The 18198-nt window shown below is 45.9% G+C and carries 20 protein-coding genes, 1 tRNA gene and 1 pseudogene; 18 read left to right on the top strand and 4 right to left on the bottom strand.

Annotated features, from left to right (window positions below):
• Positions 1–9: 9 nt before the first annotated feature.
• Positions 10–198 (bottom strand): DUF6199 family natural product biosynthesis protein, encoded by a 189-nt coding sequence (locus PPA03S_RS23260; protein WP_062326362.1) that lies wholly within the window; start codon positions 196–198, stop codon positions 10–12.
• A 302-nt stretch (positions 199–500) separates the two neighbouring features.
• On the opposite strand from PPA03S_RS23260, the gene PPA03S_RS23255 reads away from it, so the two are divergent.
• Both PPA03S_RS23255 and PPA03S_RS23250 read left to right on the top strand, forming a co-directional pair.
• Positions 501–1649: a sensor histidine kinase gene (locus PPA03S_RS23255; RefSeq protein ID WP_062326361.1), complete on the top strand. Its 1149-nt coding sequence runs from the start codon at positions 501–503 to the stop codon at positions 1647–1649.
• A gap of 104 nt (positions 1650–1753) precedes the next feature.
• Entirely contained in the window at positions 1754–2236 is a 483-nt protein-coding gene (locus PPA03S_RS23250; RefSeq protein ID WP_082704284.1) for a NucA/NucB deoxyribonuclease domain-containing protein, read from the top strand.
• Between the two features lie 172 nt (positions 2237–2408).
• Here the strand turns inward: PPA03S_RS23250 and PPA03S_RS23245 are convergent, their stop codons facing one another.
• Entirely contained in the window at positions 2409–2645 is a 237-nt protein-coding gene (locus PPA03S_RS23245) for a hypothetical protein (RefSeq protein ID WP_062326360.1), read from the bottom strand.
• A gap of 206 nt (positions 2646–2851) precedes the next feature.
• Between PPA03S_RS23245 and PPA03S_RS23240 the strand changes: the two genes are divergently transcribed.
• From PPA03S_RS23240 to PPA03S_RS33740, 8 genes are all read left to right on the top strand, one after another.
• Positions 2852–3301 carry a general stress protein gene (locus tag PPA03S_RS23240; protein ID WP_062326359.1) on the top strand — a complete coding sequence of 150 codons (450 nt, stop codon included), beginning with the start codon at positions 2852–2854 and terminating at the stop codon, positions 3299–3301.
• A 247-nt stretch (positions 3302–3548) separates the two neighbouring features.
• A tRNA-Leu gene (locus tag PPA03S_RS23235) sits at positions 3549–3634 on the top strand.
• A 267-nt stretch (positions 3635–3901) separates the two neighbouring features.
• Entirely contained in the window at positions 3902–6823 is a 2922-nt protein-coding gene (locus PPA03S_RS23230) for an insulinase family protein (protein ID WP_062326358.1), read from the top strand.
• Between the two features lie 138 nt (positions 6824–6961).
• A complete protein-coding gene (locus PPA03S_RS33745; RefSeq protein WP_217998967.1) occupies positions 6962–7129 on the top strand; it encodes a hypothetical protein in 168 nt (55 codons plus the stop codon).
• Between the two features lie 84 nt (positions 7130–7213).
• Positions 7214–7882, top strand: coding sequence for a uracil-DNA glycosylase (ung, locus tag PPA03S_RS23225; protein WP_062326357.1), 669 nt, complete (start codon positions 7214–7216; stop codon positions 7880–7882).
• Positions 7883–7887: 5 nt separating this feature from the next.
• On the top strand, positions 7888–8322 hold the full coding sequence (locus tag PPA03S_RS23220; protein ID WP_217998966.1) for a hypothetical protein: 435 nt from the start codon (positions 7888–7890) through the stop codon (positions 8320–8322).
• A 232-nt stretch (positions 8323–8554) separates the two neighbouring features.
• Positions 8555–9139 (top strand): LOG family protein, encoded by a 585-nt coding sequence (locus PPA03S_RS23215; RefSeq protein ID WP_062326355.1) that lies wholly within the window; start codon positions 8555–8557, stop codon positions 9137–9139.
• 96 nt (positions 9140–9235) lie between these two features.
• Positions 9236–9364, top strand: a complete 129-nt coding sequence (locus PPA03S_RS33740; RefSeq protein ID WP_217998965.1) for a sporulation protein YjcZ — start codon at positions 9236–9238, stop codon at positions 9362–9364.
• A gap of 169 nt (positions 9365–9533) precedes the next feature.
• Here the strand turns inward: PPA03S_RS33740 and PPA03S_RS23210 are convergent, their stop codons facing one another.
• Entirely contained in the window at positions 9534–9872 is a 339-nt protein-coding gene (locus PPA03S_RS23210; protein ID WP_062326354.1) for a hypothetical protein, read from the bottom strand.
• A 539-nt stretch (positions 9873–10411) separates the two neighbouring features.
• Between PPA03S_RS23210 and PPA03S_RS23205 the strand changes: the two genes are divergently transcribed.
• The 8 genes and pseudogenes from PPA03S_RS23205 to PPA03S_RS23165 all read left to right on the top strand — a co-directional run bounded on the left by PPA03S_RS23205 (position 10412) and on the right by PPA03S_RS23165 (position 16934).
• The gene (locus PPA03S_RS23205; protein WP_062326353.1) at positions 10412–11467 is read left to right on the top strand and encodes a FecCD family ABC transporter permease; all 1056 of its coding nucleotides are present in this window, start codon (positions 10412–10414) and stop codon (positions 11465–11467) included.
• 2 nt (positions 11468–11469) lie between these two features.
• Positions 11470–12501 carry a FecCD family ABC transporter permease gene (locus tag PPA03S_RS23200; RefSeq protein ID WP_062326352.1) on the top strand — a complete coding sequence of 344 codons (1032 nt, stop codon included), beginning with the start codon at positions 11470–11472 and terminating at the stop codon, positions 12499–12501.
• A gap of 45 nt (positions 12502–12546) precedes the next feature.
• Positions 12547–14262, top strand: a complete 1716-nt coding sequence (locus PPA03S_RS23195) for an ABC transporter ATP-binding protein (RefSeq protein ID WP_062326351.1) — start codon at positions 12547–12549, stop codon at positions 14260–14262.
• Between the two features lie 309 nt (positions 14263–14571).
• On the top strand, positions 14572–14886 hold the full coding sequence (locus PPA03S_RS23190) for a hypothetical protein (RefSeq protein WP_062326350.1): 315 nt from the start codon (positions 14572–14574) through the stop codon (positions 14884–14886).
• Positions 14887–15014: 128 nt separating this feature from the next.
• Entirely contained in the window at positions 15015–15593 is a 579-nt protein-coding gene (locus PPA03S_RS23185) for a DUF3221 domain-containing protein (RefSeq protein WP_062326349.1), read from the top strand.
• Between the two features lie 48 nt (positions 15594–15641).
• Positions 15642–16027: pseudogene (locus PPA03S_RS23180) on the top strand (DUF5071 domain-containing protein).
• 288 nt (positions 16028–16315) lie between these two features.
• Positions 16316–16495: a ribbon-helix-helix protein, CopG family gene (locus tag PPA03S_RS23170; RefSeq protein WP_062326346.1), complete on the top strand. Its 180-nt coding sequence runs from the start codon at positions 16316–16318 to the stop codon at positions 16493–16495.
• 145 nt (positions 16496–16640) lie between these two features.
• On the top strand, positions 16641–16934 hold the full coding sequence (locus PPA03S_RS23165) for a DUF6809 family protein (RefSeq protein WP_062326345.1): 294 nt from the start codon (positions 16641–16643) through the stop codon (positions 16932–16934).
• Between the two features lie 201 nt (positions 16935–17135).
• Here PPA03S_RS23165 and PPA03S_RS23160 read toward each other — a convergent pair whose 3' ends face one another.
• Positions 17136–18038 carry a manganese catalase family protein gene (locus PPA03S_RS23160; RefSeq protein ID WP_062326344.1) on the bottom strand — a complete coding sequence of 301 codons (903 nt, stop codon included), beginning with the start codon at positions 18036–18038 and terminating at the stop codon, positions 17136–17138.
• Positions 18039–18198 lie beyond the last annotated feature (160 nt).

Below are 18198 nucleotides of genomic sequence, written 5' to 3'. Positions count from 1 at the left end.
TCCTATGATTCAAGCTACAACCAGTGTAAAAGCAACAAGCAGCATCAGCAGACTGGTCATTCTGGTCATGGCCATATAAGGTCTGCTGGGCTCACTTTCGCCCCGGGAAATCCAGCCGTAACGCAGGTACCAGCCGAATTTCGGAAAGCATAGATTGATGATACAGAGTGTCATGAATATAAAAAAGAGGGTTTTCATACCCGATCTTCCTTCCTTATTTTACATGACCGGCTCAAAATTAACGCTTACGTCTCGTGAAGAAGAAAACAATCAAAATAATAATAATGACGATTAACAGAAATTTCATAAGGGTTCCTCCTGATGACATGATCAATTTTGTTGTAAATGATAGTTAACAGACATTACCCAAGGAACACATGAATTGAATAACTATGTTACAATTAATTATATTGCCATTATATAATCACATACCATCGGGTTACCTATAGCTTCATTCGGAACATGAACACTAAAGAGTGGTGAGAACGAAGGAGGAAGCTATGACCCAATATAATCAACTTGCTATACAATGGGAATTTATTATTTCCAAAATTAAATCTTCCGTGACCGTAGTCGATGCCACCTTACCTGAATTTCCACTGGTGTTTGTAAATGAGTATTTTACTCAATTGACTGGATACAGTGCGGAGGAGTCCATTGGACAGAATTGTCGGTTCCTGCAAGGGCCGGAGACAGACCCGGATACCGTTGAGCAGATTCGCGAAGCATTGAATAAGCAGCAATCCATGAAAATAGAACTCTTGAATTATACGAAAAATGGACAGAAGTTCTGGAATGAACTAAATATCGATCCCATCTTCAGTGAATCAGGAGAATGTCTCTTTTTTGTAGGGATTCAATACGATATTTCAGAGCGGAAATATGCTGAACAACAGCTGCGAATGGCCGGGTCACTGGCAGAAATGAACAGCAGGGGACAGCTGGAATTCATCGGCAAACTGAATCATGAGCTCCGCACACCCTTGAACGGAATAATGGGAATGATCGAACTTATTAGTATGGGTGAAAACAGCGATGAGCAAAAAGAATATTTGGAGCTGGCACGTGAATCAGGTGAAGCGCTCTTAAACATTGTCAACAATAGTCTTGATATGGCTAAGCTGGGCAGAGGGAAAATGATGCTCGAACAAATTGAATTTCAGCCGTTGAAACTGGTTCAACAGATCATCAAAACACATGAACCCGCCGCGCAGAATAAACAAATCCGCTTACTCTGTCACGCAGACCTGCATATTCCAGACGTACTCACAGGAGACCCTCTCCGTCTTCGGCAAGTGTTGGATAACCTGCTGAGTAACGCCATCAAATTTACGGAACAAGGTGAAGTGCAATTACAGATGGATGTGGAGGAGCATCTCGGGGATATGGTTACCATAATGTTCACTGTACATGACACCGGGATTGGTATTCCGGATACTCAAATCCATCAATTGTTTGAAGCCTTTACTCAGACGGATGTCTCTCATTCGCGGAAATATGGCGGCACTGGACTGGGTCTCACTATATGCAAAGAGCTTATTGACCTGATGAATGGTCACATTTCGGTAGAGAGTGTGGAAGGGAAAGGTACGAAATTTGAGGTCACTTTGCCGTTGCTTCGACAACAGGCCATTCCTAACGTGGGTTAGTAGTAGCAGAACAGCCGGAGATTTCGGCTGTTTTTTTATGTTTTCCATTGTTTCACGAACGAACGTTCTGGTATAATGCAAGAGTTGAATGGGGGAGAGACAGCATGAGCAGAAGACGCAGAAGGAACAAGGGCAAGGGGAGCCAGCGAATCAAAAAGCAGATATTCACGCTGGTAGCCATGTTAATGGTTGCACTCTATGCCTGGGTTGGAGGAGAGTGGTCACTGGATCTTCCATCCCAATTAGGAGGAAGCAACAAACATGTGGATCATACGATCACATTCCCGTCAGAGCGGTATCCCGAAACGGCCAAACACATCAAAACGGCAATTAATGCAGGGCATTCGGATGTATGTACCATTGATCGTAGTGGGGCAGAGAGCAATCGGGATCTATCCCTCAAAGGTGTCCCCGTCAAAAAGGGCAAAGATCGGGATGAATGGCCAATGGCGATGTGTGCAGAAGGTGGGGCGGGTGCAGATATTCAATATATAAGCCCCAAAGATAATCGTGGTGCAGGCTCATGGGTTGGAAACCAGTTAAGTACATATCCGGATGGGACACGAGTGAAGTTTGTAGTGAAGTAAGTGATGGGGAAGACAGTGAGAGGCACGAGTACCGGAATATATAAAGTACATTGTAAAGTGCAAGTTGTGAAAAAAATAAAACCAGACGTTGATGCGTCTGGTTTTATTGTGGGATGGAAGATATGAACACATGTCTGGATTGCATATAAATAGAGAGGTACTTAAACTGGAATTACAGATCAGCTGTACACAGATGCATTCCGCTTGAATGATGAGAACGAATGCTTAACAGGCGTGTCACTTGTTCAACTTCGTCGAATGGAATCCACAGGCTTCCGTGAACGGTACGCAAGGAGAGAATGGACGCATCGGCTGTGCGTTCCGGGAATCCAGTCACGGTTTGCCCGCTTGTATTGCGGACGATGATTTGCTGTTTACGGCGAATGGCAATTTCTACCTCTTTTTTCATAAGTCATTGCTCCTGGTTATGGAATATGAATTCGATATGTCAATAATTCAATGGTTAATTTGTCTTCTTTATCTAGTCTATCAGAACTAGGTATAGATTTCCAGATCAGAAATGATATTTTACATAGGTGATTGGGCTTAGTATGTACTATCGGTTTTTGAAGAAGCTGCTGGGGTTATATAAGGATTAAAAGGGGGGGGATGCAAGTGACACAGTTACTGATCGGTCTTGCACGTACGGAGAATGAAGCCATTATCCTGTTAAATAAACTCAAAGAGGAAGGCGTAGCGGATAAATATTTGGGAGCGGTAGCCAAAGAACAGGTTGATCTTGAAGTAGTAAGCGAGAAGACAGGGCTGCCTATGCCACTGAAGGGTGCAGGGACGGATGGAGCCTTAGGAGCGCTTAAAGGTGTACTTGCCGGACTGGGCAAGCGGATGGATCAAACGATGACCATAGGAAAAGCGGTACGCAAACTCGCAGGCAACGAGATTGGAAGCGAGACGGATGATCTGGTGCTTACCTTGACAGAAGCTGGGGTCTCCGAAGAAGATGCGAATTATTATGAAGATTGGCTGGTGCAAGGGCACATCCTGGTGGTAGTGGAGTGCAGCGACGAAGAGGCGGACCGGATTGCACCTATTCTTCTTTTTTAGTTTAATTTAAGCCTGATTTTAGGTTTCTTTAATGTTGGGGAGGTATTCTTACTTTACACCTCCCTTAATATAGATGGTTTATAGAAAGTTCGGGACCGCAACTCGAACTTTCTAGGCACTGCTCGCTCACGCTGGCAGTGCCTGTTTCATTTTTTATAAATTATTTATGGTTAGGGTATTGCAAAGTTATAAATTTCATGGTAAGATATTTCTTGTCGCCTGAAGTGATGAAGAAATAAATACATATGCCGGGGTGGCGGAATTGGCAGACGCACAGGACTTAAAATCCTGCGGTAGGTGACTACCGTACCGGTTCGATCCCGGTCCTCGGCATCCTAAAGAAAAGATCGCATGACGCTTGTTAAACAAGTTGTTCATGCGATCTTTTTTTGTTCGGATTTTTGAATTCTCCCGTACAATCCAAGTTCATAAACATAATCACATCATAATACATATCAGGAGACGCCCCAAGGGGTGCCACATTATGAATTATCAGGAACGATGGTGTATACTATCCATAGGCATAAATTACCTTTGAACTTGAAGAATTCATGGTTTGCACAACAAAATAAATAATCGTATGGACGGAGGACTCAGCCCATGTTGAAACAGCTTAAGCCATATAAGGTGCTGCAGGAGCGCAGAATCGAAGAGTTGAAATCAGTCGCGTATCTCCTGGAACATCAGAAATCCGGTGCCAAAATCGTACTTTTGTCCAATCAGGATGATAACAAGGTGTTCAGTATCGGTTTCCGCACGCCTCCAGAAGACAACACAGGTGTGGCTCACATCCTGGAGCATTCCGTGCTGTGTGGTTCCAAGAAATTTCCGGCCAAAGACTCCTTTGTAGAATTGCTCAAAGGTTCACTCAATACATTTCTCAATGCGATGACATATCCTGATAAAACGATCTATCCCATTGCAAGCCGCAATGACCACGACTTTCATAACTTGATGGATATTTACCTGGATGCGGTACTCAACACGAATATATATGATAATGAAAAAATATTTCTGCAGGAAGGTTGGAATTACAACCTGACCTCAGCTGAAGATGAGTTAACCTATAACGGTGTTGTATATAACGAGATGAAAGGTGCCTTTTCTTCACCGGAACGTATTGTACGCAGGGAAGTTCTGAATTCGCTCTTCCCGGATACTACATATTCCTGTGAATCCGGTGGATTCCCTGACGAGATCCCCGATCTGACCTATCAGGGATTACTGGATTTCCACTCGAGATACTATCACCCATCCAACAGCTTCATTTATTTGTATGGGGATATGGATATGGAAGAAAAATTGCAGTGGCTGGATGAAAACTATCTGAGCGAGTATGACCGAATCGAGATTGATTCTGCCATTCAGCTCCAGCCTGCATTCGAAGCAAGAGTCGACGCAGTCAAGACATACTCTGCCGGCAGCACGGAATCGGAAGTGGATAACAGCTTCCTGACCTATAATGCCGTTATTGGAACAAGTTTGGACAAGGAATTAAACATTTCTTTTCAAATTTTGCTGTACGCATTGCTTAATGCGCCGGGAGCGGTTCTGAAGCAGGCGCTACTGGATAAGGGGATTGCGAAGGATGTATACGGTACGTATGATGACAGTCTGTATCAGCCTGTTTTCACCATCGGACTGAAGAAGAGCAATCTGTCGAGCAAAGAAGATTTCCTGGGGACGGTACAAGACGTGCTGGAGCGTGTGGTAAAGGAAGGATTTGATCCAAAGGCGCTGCTCGCAGGCATTAATTCCTATGAGTTCAATCACCGGGAAGCAGACTATGGAAGAATGCCTAAAGGGTTGATCTATGGCTTCTCCTCATTGCAAAGCTGGCTGTATGATGAAGAGGCTCCTTTCACTTATTTGGAAGCCAATGACGTATTTGCCGAGCTGAGAACGAAGATGAACGAGGGTTATTTCGAGCAGTTAATTGAGCAGTATTTATTGAAAAACCCGCATACTTCTTTTGTAGCCGTTACGCCGGATAAAGGGTTGAATGCTCGCAAAGAGGAAGCGTTGAAAGCACATCTGAAATCCGTTCAGGCTGGGTTGAGTCAGGAAGAAATTCAGCAATTCATTCAGAGAACCGAGGCACTCGCGGAATATCAGAATGCACCTTCAACCAAGGAACAACAGCAGGTCATTCCAACCTTATCCATAGAAGATATTGATCCGAAGGCATCGACGCTGTATCAGACGTTAAATCAGGTCGAAGGTACGACTGTTCTGCACCATAACATCTATACCAATGGGATTGGCTATCTGAGACTGTTGTTCGATATTAAAGAAGTTCCACAGCGGTTGCTGCCATATGTCGGGTTGCTAAAAAGTGTGCTGGGTTACGTCGATACGCAAAACTTCTCATTTAATGAATTATCGAATGAAATCCATATCCATTCCGGGGGCATTCACAGCGGGATTGGTGCGTATGCAAACGCGCACGAGCACAATGATTTCAGGGCTACGTATGAATTCAATGCCAAAGTATTGTATGACAAACTTGAATTTGCGTTTGATATGATCAAAGAAATCGTGTTCACGTCCAAATTCAACGATTCGAAGCGTTTATATGAAATTATTTCCCAGCTGAAAGGCAATTTGCAGCGCAACATGATCAGCGGGGGGCATTCCGCAGGAATTGGCCGATCGACTTCAAAACATTCGGCTGTTGCGAGCTTTAGGGAAGCGGTTAGCGGTATTGCTTTTTACCAGTGGCTTGAGGATCTCCAGGCGAACTTTGAGGCAAGAAAAGAAGAGCTGTCAGCCAGTCTTCAATCGTTGACCGGTTTTATTTTCAGACCGGAGAACTTGCTTGTGAGTTACACTGCGGATGATCAGGGATATGCGGGCTTGGAGAAACAGGTATCCGATCTGAAAGCGAAGTTATTCACCCAAGACGTGACCAAGGAAAAAGCGGTATTCACACCTGTGCAGCACAAGGAAGGATTCAGATCACCATCTGAAGTCCAATATGTCGTTCAAACGGGTAATTTTATCGATAAGGGTTATGCGTATACAGGCTCGCTTCGTGTCTTGCAGGGAATTCTGTCCTTAGATTACTTGTGGAACAATATTAGAGCCAAAGGCGGAGCCTACGGCTGCATGTCAGGCTTTAGACGTAATGGAGACAGTTATGTTGCTTCTTACCGTGACCCGAATCTCGAGAAAACATATAAAGTATATGAAGCGATGCCACAATACTTGAAGGATTTCAAAGCAGATACACGGGAGATGACAAGGTATATCATTGGTGCCATCCAGGACCTGGATACGCCGAGAACTCCGCATGGTGAAGGTTCTTTCTCTCTGGAGTGTTATCTGTCCAATGTCACCGAGGCGGATCTGCAGAAAGAACGGGATGAAGTACTGAGCACAACAGAAAGGGATATTATTGGTTTTGCCGAACTAATATCCTCAATATTGGAACAGCAGCAACGCTGTGTCATCGGCAACGAAAACAAGATAGAGGATCAGAAGCAATTGTTCGACGAGACGCTTGATTTAATCAAAAACTAGGCTTGAATCGAATGATGCATCCATGCTGAAGGCTTAGCAGGGAATGTAACAAACACCTGATCCAAAGGGCGCTTTTATGAGCTGTAGTGGCTGATAACTGCCGCCCTTTTTTTGTTTGTGAAACATAGCCTTCAAAGAATGATATTTTATCGTCTATATGCTGTATGGATCCGTGTGCTTCAAATGGATGCAGCATGCGGACGCAAGGTTCAGGTGACAGCAGAGCAGGATGTCAAACACGTTCTTCCACAGGCACACTTCTGGTCTGCTGTCCCCGGTTATGTTAAAATGGTGGATAGTCTATGAGTCGCGTGATGCGGCTCTCGCAGGTGGCAGTCCGTTATGAGGGCTGCACGGGTATGTATTCATCAGGGAAAGGAGCCTATACATATGTTTGATAATGATTGGGACATGGTGCTCAAGGAAGAGACTGAAGCCGAGTACTTCAACCGTATTCGTTATGAACTCGCCGCTGAATATAAAACACAGACCATTTTTCCTCCCAAGGAGGATTTGTTCTCGGCGCTGAAACTGACACCGTATCATCGGGTGAAAGCCGTGATTATCGGTCAGGACCCTTATCATGGAACGGGTCAGGCTCACGGATTAAGTTTTTCAGTTCGACCGGGGGTGCGTACGCCTCCTTCTTTGAAAAATATATACAAGGAGCTTCACGCGGATTTGGGTTTGCCAATTCCCAACCATGGATCACTGGTTCATTGGGCAGAGCAGGGTGTGCTGCTGCTTAATGCCGTTCTGACGGTACGGGAAGGACAGCCGAATTCCCATCAGGGCCTTGGTTGGCAGACATTCACCGATGCTATCATCCGGGCATTGAATGAACGTTCTGAACCGATGGTATTTATGCTATGGGGCAGTCATGCCCAGAAGAAAGGCGCATTCATTAATCGGGATAAACATCTGGTGCTGGAATCTACACATCCAAGTCCGCTCGCGGCGCATCGTGGCTTTTTGGGTAGTCGCCCCTTTTCCAAAGCCAATGACTTTCTGACCTCCAAAGGTATTGAACCAATTGATTGGACGATACCGGAAATCTAGACAAAATGGAGGTGGAAGCATTGCGACATTGGGTGGGACGAAAAGTAGCCGTATACCGGGCAACTGGCATACGAGAGCCATTAAAAGGAACGCTGGTGGAGTGGGATGAGGAAGCGGATTGTGTACGAATCGGACCGAAAAGGATCAAAGTATCGTTCGACAATATCGCAATGATCCGGCCGCTGCCTGAAGAGAGTCTTCCCTTGAAACAAGCGCGTTCTGAGGTGCATAAGGTTGGTTATGTGATGAAGAAGGCCGTGCAATTTGAAAATGCCATCTATTTTAAATCACAGGTTATGATTTGGCGCCGGGCCAAGATTGTAGCGTTATCCACAACGATTTTACGCCATGATGATGATCAGGTTGAGCTTGCAGACGGCCGGATTCTTCGTAAGGACAAGCATATGTTTGTTGTGCGCTCACGACGTGGAATACGATAAGTACGCTGATATTTAATATTCATTTCATGTAAAGATCATACGGATTTAATGTTAGGCCATTATAGTAAGTAGTAACAACCCCTTCTAAATGATATGTACTGATATGGGAGCCCGGCCGGCTGCAAACGGTCGGGTGTTTTTTTGTTGAGCGGAGCCTGTCGGTGATGTAACATAGGTTTTACACTCATGGTATACACTAATGAAATAGATAAATGAGAAGGAGTGAATTCCATTGAAACGTATATGTGTTTTTGCAGGTTCTAACCCGGGGAATCACCCCGACTACACACAACAAGCTGTCACATTGGGGAAACAGATCGCAGATCGCGGATACTCCCTTGTCTATGGCGGTTCGCGCATGGGATTAATGGGTGCAGTTGCGGATGCTGCTCTGGAGCAAGGTGGGGAAGTGATTGGTGTCATGCCAACGGGTTTGTTTCGGGGCGAGGTTGTTCATGCTGGTCTCACCCAACTGATTGAAGTGGGAACGATGCATGAACGCAAGGCGACGATGGCTGAGCTTTCTGACGGATTTGTGGCACTTCCTGGTGGGATGGGAACGTTTGAGGAGTTATTCGAAGTATTATGTTGGGCCCAAATTGGCATTCATCGTAAACCGGTGGGTTTATTAAATGTGAACGGATATTACGAGCCGTTAATGAGAATGGTGGAGCATAGTGTGCATGAAGGTTTCTCAAATACTTCACACCTCAGTCTATGGAGTCTGGAAGCTGACCCGGCCGAACTGCTGAATCAAATGTCAGCCTATATTCCGACAGAGTTGACCCCAAAGTGGTCCCAGCTTCAAGATAAATAACTAGCCACTCCTGCGGAAAACTTTCCGAAGTGCCCAAGCAAGTTCCCTCTTCACACATAGTCTATAGTGTACTTTCTAAAGAGGGGAGTGTCACTCATGAGCGAAATTAAGGGCACAGGCTACGGGTACGGCGGAGGATTTGGCGGCGGAGCATGGACATCGACAGGTGCAATTCTGGTGTTGTTCATCCTGCTCGTTATCATTTCCCGCACATTCATTATTTAATTTAGTCAGCCATTCCGGGACGGTGTCAGAGTCGCTAGGGCGACGCCCGATGAAGAAATGGCCTTTCCAAAGAGACGCCGGTGCGGCCGGCGTTTCAGGGGAACGGTTTTTTTCTGTCTAAAAAAAGAACCCTGTCTCAATGGATAAGAGACAGAGATTGGACAGAGCATTAGACTGGGACCACAGTATCCACATCTCCGGGCAGGCTCAATGTTTTCCAGGCGATGTATAGTCCAATGGCGGCAGCTATAAGAGCCAAGATGGCAGCGACAAAAGCTAACTGATCCAGTGCATGCTGTGCATCCGATGCAGAGGATTGATTACCTGTTTTGTTAGGCACGGCCAGACCCCGAACGGATGCCTTTTTCATGTTTTGGCGTGATCGGGGGGGAGTTCGTGTTTTATAGCCGGGCTTGCCTGATCTGCTTTTTGCAGAAATTCCAGGCATGGAAGCTTTTTTGGAGGATGATTTGGGAGATACATATCTCTTCTTCGTTAGGGGTTTCAATGGGCAACCTCCTTACAGCGGAGTGCAGTTGTCTATGACTGATACTATATTATGTCTGCTTTACAGATTGAGTTCGCAAAATGAGTGAATCCCCAGCCCCCTAAGGTGTGGTCCTGTATATGGATAGAGCATGCCATTAAACGCACTGTTAGTACAGGGAGGACAAACGTCGTTTATAGTGAGAAACATAGAGTGACTGTTGAACTCAGGGGACGCTGGAATGGGTGTACAGGGGATCATTACCGATGTGCCTGATGTACTGGCAGCGCAAACCGCCGTACATACCCGTTAATTATAGTAGTGAGATCATGCTGCTGCATCGGATCTGTTATGATTCGATGCAGCCTTTTTGCGTACAAAAATTCATTTATGCAATAAACTTGTCCCATTTGTCCATTGCCAGAGGCCGTTAGTTGACATACAATGGTCTATGGGAATGATAATCAATATCATTATCGTTATTAGTTTGGTATAAATAGAGAGGTGATTGGGATGTACATAGGATATGTCTGCTCCACTCATAACGAGGGTGGATGCATATGAGTTCGAAAGCTTCACCGGCAAGTCACAACACGGAATCACCGACTGCCAAAATACACACTCGTCCCTGGGCTGCCACATTGATCCTGACCGGGGGGATTTTACTGCTTGCTCTGGGCATGGCGTTGTCGATCTCATTTGGAGCCGCGGATATTAAGCTGAGCGTAGTATGGCAAGCGATCTTTAAGTTCAATCCGGAGCTCACACCACACCAGATCATATGGGAGATTCGGTTGCCGCGTATTCTGGGAGGAGCGATGGTAGGCGCTTGTTTTGCTGTAGCTGGAGCCATCATGCAGGGGATGACACGTAACCCGCTGGCGGATTCCGGGTTGCTTGGACTGAATGCCGGCGCCGGGTTTGCGCTTGCTGTCTGCTTTGCCTTTTTCCCAGGCATGCCGTATATGTATATCATTATGTATTCTTTTCTTGGAGCAGGATTGGGTGTTCTGTTGGTCTATGGCTTCGGTGCAGCGTCCAAATCAGGACTTACGCCGCTCAGGCTGGTGCTGGCAGGAGCCGCCGTATCCGCAATGCTCTCTGCATTCAGTGAGGGAATAGCGTTGTACTTTAAAGTTGGACAAGATATTGCATTCTGGACAGCCGGTGGTGTCGCCGGCACGAAGTGGTCCCAACTCGCGGTGATGTCCCCTTGGGTTGTGGCTGCGCTTATAGCTGGTCTCATCATCTCTCGTTCCATTACATTGTTGAGCCTGGGAGAAGATATCGCTGTTGGACTGGGTCAACGTACCGGGCTGATTAAGCTGGTTGGTCTGATTGTTGTACTGATTCTTGCGGGTGCAGCTGTATCTGTCGTTGGAGCTGTTGGTTTTATCGGACTGATTATCCCCCATCTCACACGCAAATTGGTCGGGGTCGACTATCGCTGGATTATTCCATGTTCCGCTGTGATGGGAAGCCTGCTGCTTGTATTCGCAGATCTGGCTGCACGTATGATTAACCCGCCATACGAGACGCCAATTGGCGCTCTGGTTGCCCTGATTGGGGTACCTTTCTTCCTCTATCTGGCGCGTAAAGAAAGGAGGAGCCTGTAACGATGGAATCCTCAACGCTGGTTCAAACAGAACGCAAAAAGAGAACCAAAAGCACCATTGTATTAATAGTACTCGGTGTGTTAATTATTACGGCTTTTATCATCAGTATGAATACGGGATTTACCAAGCTATCGCCGCTTGAAGTGGTGCGTACGTTGTTTGGTGGAGGAACGCCCAAGCAGGACCTGATTCTGTTTGAATTCCGACTACCGCGTATCGTCATATCGATTATGGTCGGTGCAGGACTTGCATTGTCCGGTTGTATTCTGCAGGGAGTATCCCGAAACCCGCTCGCTGATCCAGGTATTCTCGGAATTAACGCCGGAGCCGGATTGGTTGTCATGTTATTTGTATCCTTTTTCCCGACAACGACAGCAGCTCCCATATTTTTGCTGCCTGTATTGGCCCTGATCGGGGCAACCTTTGCAGCTTTTCTGATCTATGTACTTTCCTATAAAAAGGGAGAGGGCCTCCTGCCCACCCGCATGCTGCTGACCGGTATTGGTGTAGCGGCCGGGATCAGCTCGGCCATGATTGTGCTTACGCTGCGGCTTAGCCCGGAGAAATATCAATTTGTGGCCACGTGGATGGCAGGAAGCATCTGGGGCTCCAACTGGAAATTTGTTACGGCATTGCTGCCGTTTCTCGTTGTCCTTGTACCTCTTGTTATATATAAAGCTCGTGTGTTGAATGTACTGAACCTTGGAGATCAGACCGCCAGCGGTCTCGGAGCTCCCGTAAACCGGGAGAGGCTGATCCTGTTGGCTATAGCCGTAGGTCTGGCCGGATCTTGTGTGTCCGTCAGCGGAGGGATCGGTTTCGTGGGTCTGATCGGTCCGCATCTGGCACGTCGTCTGGTAGGACCCAAACATCAGTTTCTTTTGCCTGCGTCCGCACTGGTCGGTTCATTGCTTGTACTTGTGGCAGATACGCTGGGACGTGTCATTCTGCAGCCATCCGAGATTCCTGCAGGCATTCTGGTTGCGATCATTGGTGCGCCATACTTCCTGTTTCTTTTGAGCAGAACGAAATAAAAGGTAATCAACACGGATTGGTTGCTATAAGGAGGACGTTAGTCCATGCTTCGCCGTTTCTTTGCCTACTACAGGCCATATAAAAAGCTGTTTATTCTGGATTTTAGCTGCGCGATTTTCGTAGCTCTCCTGGAACTGGCCTTCCCGCTCGCCGTTAATCGAGTCGTGGATGACCTGTTGCCCGGAGGACGTTGGGACTGGATTTTATGGGCATGTCTTGCACTGCTCGCCATCTATTTGTTAAACTCATTCCTCAATTTTGTCGTTACCTACTGGGGACACAAGCTGGGGATTAACATTGAAACGGATATGCGCAAGGCACTCTTCAACCATGTACAGAAGCTATCGTTCCGTTTCTTTGACAACACCAAGACCGGACACCTGGTCTCTCGCATGACCAACGACTTGATGGATATCGGTGAGATTGCCCACCATGGTCCAGAAGATGTATTTATTGCGGTGATGACTCTGATCGGTGCATTCAGCATCATGATGAGCATTAACGGAAATCTGGCGGTGTTAACATTTATCATCGTACCGCTCATTATTTATCTGTCATTGTATTTTGGCAGCAAAATGTCCAAGGCGTTTAGCCGAATGTTCGGCGATATCGCTGACTTCAACGCACGTGTCGAAAACAATGTAAGTGGTATTCGCGTTGTTCAGGCTTTTGCTAATGAAGAGCATGAGAAAGCACAGTTTGCTGTAAATAACAGCCGTTTCCGCCAAACGAAGCTAATTGCATACAAAATCATGGCCTGGAACTCGTCCATCAGTTATATGCTGATGAAGCTGGTTTCCCTCTTTGTATTGGTGTGCGGCACTTGGTTTGTCATTAAAGGCAGCATGAGCTATGGTCAATTTATTGCTTTTATTATGTTGTCCAATGTGTTCCTGACCCCAATCCAGAAGATCAACTCCGTGATAGAGACGTATCCCAAAGGGATTGCCGGCTTCAAACGTTATACGGAACTGCTCGATATGGAGCCGGACGTTGAAGATCGTCCAGATGCCGTTAAGGTATCACACTTGCGTGGAGATATCCGCTACGAGCAGGTGACCTTTGGCTATTCGGATCAGGAGCCTGTTTTGAAAGGGATTGATCTGAATATTCAAGCTGGCGAGACCGTGGCCCTTGTTGGACCATCCGGTGCAGGGAAAACCACGCTGTGCAGTCTGCTGCCTCGTTTCTATGATGTGCTGGAAGGTCGCATCACAATCGATGGTCAGGAGATACAGGACATGACGCTGGATTCCTTGCGCAGTCAGATTGGAATCGTTCAGCAGGATGTGTTCCTGTTCGATGGGTCCATCCGGGAGAATATTGCCTACGGCAAGCTGAATGCATCCGAAGACGAAATCTGGATGGCAGCTCGTCGTGCCCAGATGGAAACATTGATCAATTCCATGCCGGAAGGGCTGGACACGTTGATCGGGGAACGTGGTGTTAAGCTGTCCGGAGGACAGAAACAGCGCCTGTCGATTGCACGGATGTTCCTGAAAAATCCTCCGATTCTTATTCTGGACGAAGCGACTTCTGCGCTCGATACCGAGACAGAAGCAGCGATCCAGCAATCCCTTGCGGAATTGTCCGAAGGGCGGACTACACTGGTTATTGCCCACAGATTGGCAACGATCAAAAATGCGGATCGCATTATTGTTGTTGCCGAGCAGGGAATTACGGAGCAGGGCAGACATGAAGAATTGCTTGCAGCAGGTGGCGTATATAGCCGTCTGCATTACGCACAGTTTGGCGCGTAACTGATCCGATATGGGTGTAACAGTGTGAATATAAGAAATAACGCCATTATCCATGACTTGGAAGGAGTCAGGATAATGGCGTTTGTTTTTTCTTTTTCATGATTAGGGTGTGAGCCTGGGATACTGCCATGTTGTCACAGTCTGATCATGGACCACCAAACGGGGTAATTATAGTCAAGCTTACATTTTCAATTATATAATATGTTCATCATGATGAGATCTCTCGCATATCCTTCCTGTGGAACGGAACGTGATATAGAGGGAATGCTTTGGCGCAAAATGGATTAAAAGACGTAGGAGGCGAAGAACATGCTGAAAATTCTCATAACCTGCCTGATATTCATTCTGATTTTACTGCTATTGAATCAAGGTATACGCAAGCTTTCCAGTACTGGAGGGGGGGCAGGCTTTAGACGCTGGGGTGGATGGCTCATCGGACTGTTCATTGTGGGCGCTGTGCCACTCGGTTTTGCATTATATACAGAGATCGTGGATGTACGTCTGGATGCCAACATCGGGTTAGGGCTTGCGATGCTATTTGTGTGGGCCTATTGTGCTCTGTTGTTGTGTGCGGCATTCGTGATCTGGGGAAGGTATCTGTACAAAAAGAATATAAAGAAATGAAGTATGCAGGTTGAGAATACCTGCCGTTCGTCGGGAAAATCAGCATGAGCCAAAGGCTGTATTTGCAACAATGACCTGATATGTAACGTTAAATTTAGAAAGAGGTGTTAATAAAGGGGGAGTTACATATGTCCAATCTTCGTCGAGTCTTTATATTGCTCTCAATCTTGATCGTGTGCCTTACGGGATGTTCAGGACATATCGAGTGCAACTCTGTGCAGACTCAAGCGAATGAACCAAGTACAGATGGATTCAAGGGTTATGTTGTTGACCGTAAAGTCGATTCCATTCTAGTGGTTGATCCTGCATACAAAGATAACAGCGCCAATGGAGGGGACGATCGGTATTATCCGGCAAAATGGTTCTCCAATGCGCCTGATCCGCAGATCGGCGCTTACGTAGAAATCTGGACTGATGGCGGGCCGGAAAACGAGCCGTATCCGGGACAAGCCAGAGCAGAAACGATTACAGTATCCTGTCCAGTCAATCCAGAAGGGGCTCATCTCAGTGAGGCGGATGCAATTCGGGGTGGATTGTATTCATCAGATGGAGAGAAGGTTCGTATTCCCGTGATTGAAGACGTCCAATTTGATCAGGATTCAGGAATGTGGACCATTCGTATGCGAGACGCGATGTCCACGACGGAGAAACAGAATGAAATTGAAGTGAAGGTAGAAGACATAGGACTAGTGGAGCAGCAGGAGTAAGGCTGAGGAAGAAGACATTTTATATATAGATGAAGAGAGGGGATACATATGGATGTTAGAGAATGCCTTCCCCGCGACAAGCATGATTTTGAAGCAGTGCGTAAGTTAAGTGAATTAGGTAATGAGGAGTTAAAGGACATTATCCCCGAGCTTATGGAATGGTTACAAGACGGAAATTGGCCATTTCGAAATCCGTCGAAGATTTACTTTTAAGATTTGGAGAAGAACTGATTCCTCATATTCAAAATGTATTTCAAACCAAAGATCCACAGTGGGAATATTTTATGTTGGTCGGCTTGATTAGTAGATTACCTATATCACATCTGAGTATGTTGCAGCACGATTTGTTAAGAATACTGGAATCTCCTACACAAAGTGAGATACTTGAGAAATTAGATGAGGTTATAATACCATTGCTGAATAAAATACAATAACAAGCAGTTCAGTGATTCAGAAAAGTCCATACTGAGGAGAATCCCTTAACAACCTTAAACGGCTCAATGCCTTTCAAGGTTGTTTTTTTTGTCAAAAACAGATCCATACTTTAAAGTACAAGCCATAGCTACATATAACATGAGTGATATTTTTTCTGAGTTGAACTGACGATCCACTTGTGTTTTAATTTGGAAACCACAAAAAACGAACGTATGTTTTACAAATAGATTGACTTTTTGTCCCGACAATAATATATTATTGTCAGGACAAAAAACGAGGTGAAGCAAATGTCCTCCAAAAAGATGGGGCGTCCTCTATCTGACAAACCCAAAAGCAAAACGATTGAGATACGTGTCGATGAGGAAATTATGAGCAAGCTTGATGCTTCTGCTGAAAAGCTGAAGACGACACGTTCAGACATCGTTCGCAGAGGGATTGAAAAGGTGTTCGACGAGCTCCAAAAATAAAAAAGGAAGCAGCGTGAGTCCCTCGAAGAACACCGCTACTTCCTATCCCGCAATCACATGAATGAGCTGACTGCATAAATATCCTACCATGTGCAGAACGCTCATTCAAGTCGATGCGGCGATTCCATTTCTGGGAGGAATGCACATGAATTCAATTCTGGAAGCACTTTATAGCGGGCGACTTCGCCCGGATGAGACGATGATGCCAACTCATCCTGAATATCAATTGTTGGGCCGACAAATTGCAATTATGACAGAACAATGGAAAAATCGATTGAGCGAGGAAGAATTCCGTGAGCTTGAACAGTTGTTCGACTTGTGTGGTCAATGTGATGGCATGCACAGCGAAGCTGCATTTATTCAGGGATTTCGGTTGGGGGCTAATATGCTGATCGAAGTATTGAGTCAACGTGAGGAGTCAGTTTTGGCGACTTCATAGGCTTAATAATGTGATAATGAGTCAAGTATACTTATATATAACATATACGCAATAAAAATAAGCCCTCGGTCCTGCTGACACTAAAGCGGCAGGATTAGAGGGCTTTTATCTATTTTTCATGCCAAATGACTAACAATCAACAGTCACTCACTCAATTCATTCATTGTTCCATCTATCCATTCAACAAAAACACAGCTCAGCTTAGTCCGTAATATTCCCCGCCATCTTCAGACGACGTGCAATTTCCTTAAAGTCTTCTTGCGATATACCTGGTGCAAATTCTTCCTCCACTGCTGGAGCCTCGGGAATCGGGAACCCTTTAGGCACACCTTGAATGACTTCCAGAGGTTGCCCATCTTCAGGATGGGTGCCTTTCCAGATCTGATTGATGGCGTTGAAGTCCTTATCGCTATAGGTATACAGCTTGGTGTGTACACCTTTTTCTTCATATTTGCGGGCCTCATTAAAGGCTTTATTGTCCAGGGATGGGATCGGAACCAGTTTGGTCACGTTGACACCTGTAGCGATTTCAAGCGCTTTGGCATAAGCAACCACATGCACGCCGCCGCGGACCAGCAGGAAACCAACGACTTCCCGTGCTGCCGGGTGATCCGTCATCTCATATACTTTCATTTTATGGGTACGGGCACCACATTCGAGGAAAAAGTTATGCAGCAGATCCTCGACCAGATTGCCGCTGTTAAATACATTTGCCCCTGTCCACGGGTTGCCCATGGAGTCGAATGGCATCGCACCTTGTGCTCCTGCCAGATAATGATAGGAGAGACGTGCGTCTTTGACCGAACCCAGCGGTGTATCGTCCGGTTCTTTGTATTCTGTAGAACCCCGCAGACATTGGTTGATGCCGTGAGACACCAGCTCCACATGACCCAATTCCTCGGCCGTGATACTCATCACTAGATCATAGAAGGGCTTCAGCTTCTCTTTGGAACGAAAATTAAAGGATTGGTAGAGGTAGTTGTTCAATGTAGACATTTCTCCAAATTTGCCACCCAGCAATTCCTGAATGGAAGCAGCTGCATTGGGGTCAGGCTTCTCGACTTTGGGAATCTCGATCAGGATTTCATCCATGCGTTTGAACATTGGAATATAACCTCCTCAGAATGGTGTTTCAGTCCTTAGCTATTCCAGATAATGGAGTCATTCTATCATGGCCTATTACACATTTAATGGATTTTTTAAACAAATAAACAACCAAATGGGACTAAAGGATGGCATCACAGATACCTCAACTTTTCTCATA

The organism is Paenibacillus pabuli NBRC 13638 (assembly GCF_001514495.1).
GTDB classification, from domain to species: Bacteria; Bacillota; Bacilli; order Paenibacillales; family Paenibacillaceae; genus Paenibacillus; species Paenibacillus pabuli.
This window is presented reverse-complemented; position numbering and strand designations above follow the sequence as displayed.

Excerpts from the sequence above, each read along its gene's own strand:
- PPA03S_RS23255 (WP_062326361.1), top strand. The coding sequence starts at position 501 with ATGACCCAATATAATCAACTTGCTATACAATGGGAATTTATTATTTCC.
- PPA03S_RS23250 (WP_082704284.1), top strand. The coding sequence starts at position 1,754 with ATGAGCAGAAGACGCAGAAGGAACAAGGGCAAGGGGAGCCAGCGAATC.
- PPA03S_RS23165 (WP_062326345.1), top strand. The coding sequence starts at position 16,641 with ATGAATTCAATTCTGGAAGCACTTTATAGCGGGCGACTTCGCCCGGAT.
- PPA03S_RS23260 (WP_062326362.1), bottom strand. The coding sequence starts at position 198 with ATGAAAACCCTCTTTTTTATATTCATGACACTCTGTATCATCAATCTA.
- PPA03S_RS23170 (WP_062326346.1), top strand. The coding sequence starts at position 16,316 with ATGTCCTCCAAAAAGATGGGGCGTCCTCTATCTGACAAACCCAAAAGC.
- PPA03S_RS23160 (WP_062326344.1), bottom strand. The coding sequence starts at position 18,038 with ATGTTCAAACGCATGGATGAAATCCTGATCGAGATTCCCAAAGTCGAG.
- PPA03S_RS23195 (WP_062326351.1), top strand. The coding sequence starts at position 12,547 with ATGCTTCGCCGTTTCTTTGCCTACTACAGGCCATATAAAAAGCTGTTT.
- PPA03S_RS23205 (WP_062326353.1), top strand. The coding sequence starts at position 10,412 with ATGAGTTCGAAAGCTTCACCGGCAAGTCACAACACGGAATCACCGACT.
- PPA03S_RS23230 (WP_062326358.1), top strand. The coding sequence starts at position 3,902 with ATGTTGAAACAGCTTAAGCCATATAAGGTGCTGCAGGAGCGCAGAATC.
- PPA03S_RS23220 (WP_217998966.1), top strand. The coding sequence starts at position 7,888 with ATGGAGGTGGAAGCATTGCGACATTGGGTGGGACGAAAAGTAGCCGTA.
- PPA03S_RS33740 (WP_217998965.1), top strand. The coding sequence starts at position 9,236 with ATGAGCGAAATTAAGGGCACAGGCTACGGGTACGGCGGAGGATTTGGC.
- ung (WP_062326357.1), top strand. The coding sequence starts at position 7,214 with ATGTTTGATAATGATTGGGACATGGTGCTCAAGGAAGAGACTGAAGCC.
- PPA03S_RS33745 (WP_217998967.1), top strand. The coding sequence starts at position 6,962 with ATGATATTTTATCGTCTATATGCTGTATGGATCCGTGTGCTTCAAATG.
- PPA03S_RS23200 (WP_062326352.1), top strand. The coding sequence starts at position 11,470 with ATGGAATCCTCAACGCTGGTTCAAACAGAACGCAAAAAGAGAACCAAA.
- PPA03S_RS23185 (WP_062326349.1), top strand. The coding sequence starts at position 15,015 with ATGTCCAATCTTCGTCGAGTCTTTATATTGCTCTCAATCTTGATCGTG.
- PPA03S_RS23190 (WP_062326350.1), top strand. The coding sequence starts at position 14,572 with ATGCTGAAAATTCTCATAACCTGCCTGATATTCATTCTGATTTTACTG.
- PPA03S_RS23245 (WP_062326360.1), bottom strand. The coding sequence starts at position 2,645 with ATGAAAAAAGAGGTAGAAATTGCCATTCGCCGTAAACAGCAAATCATC.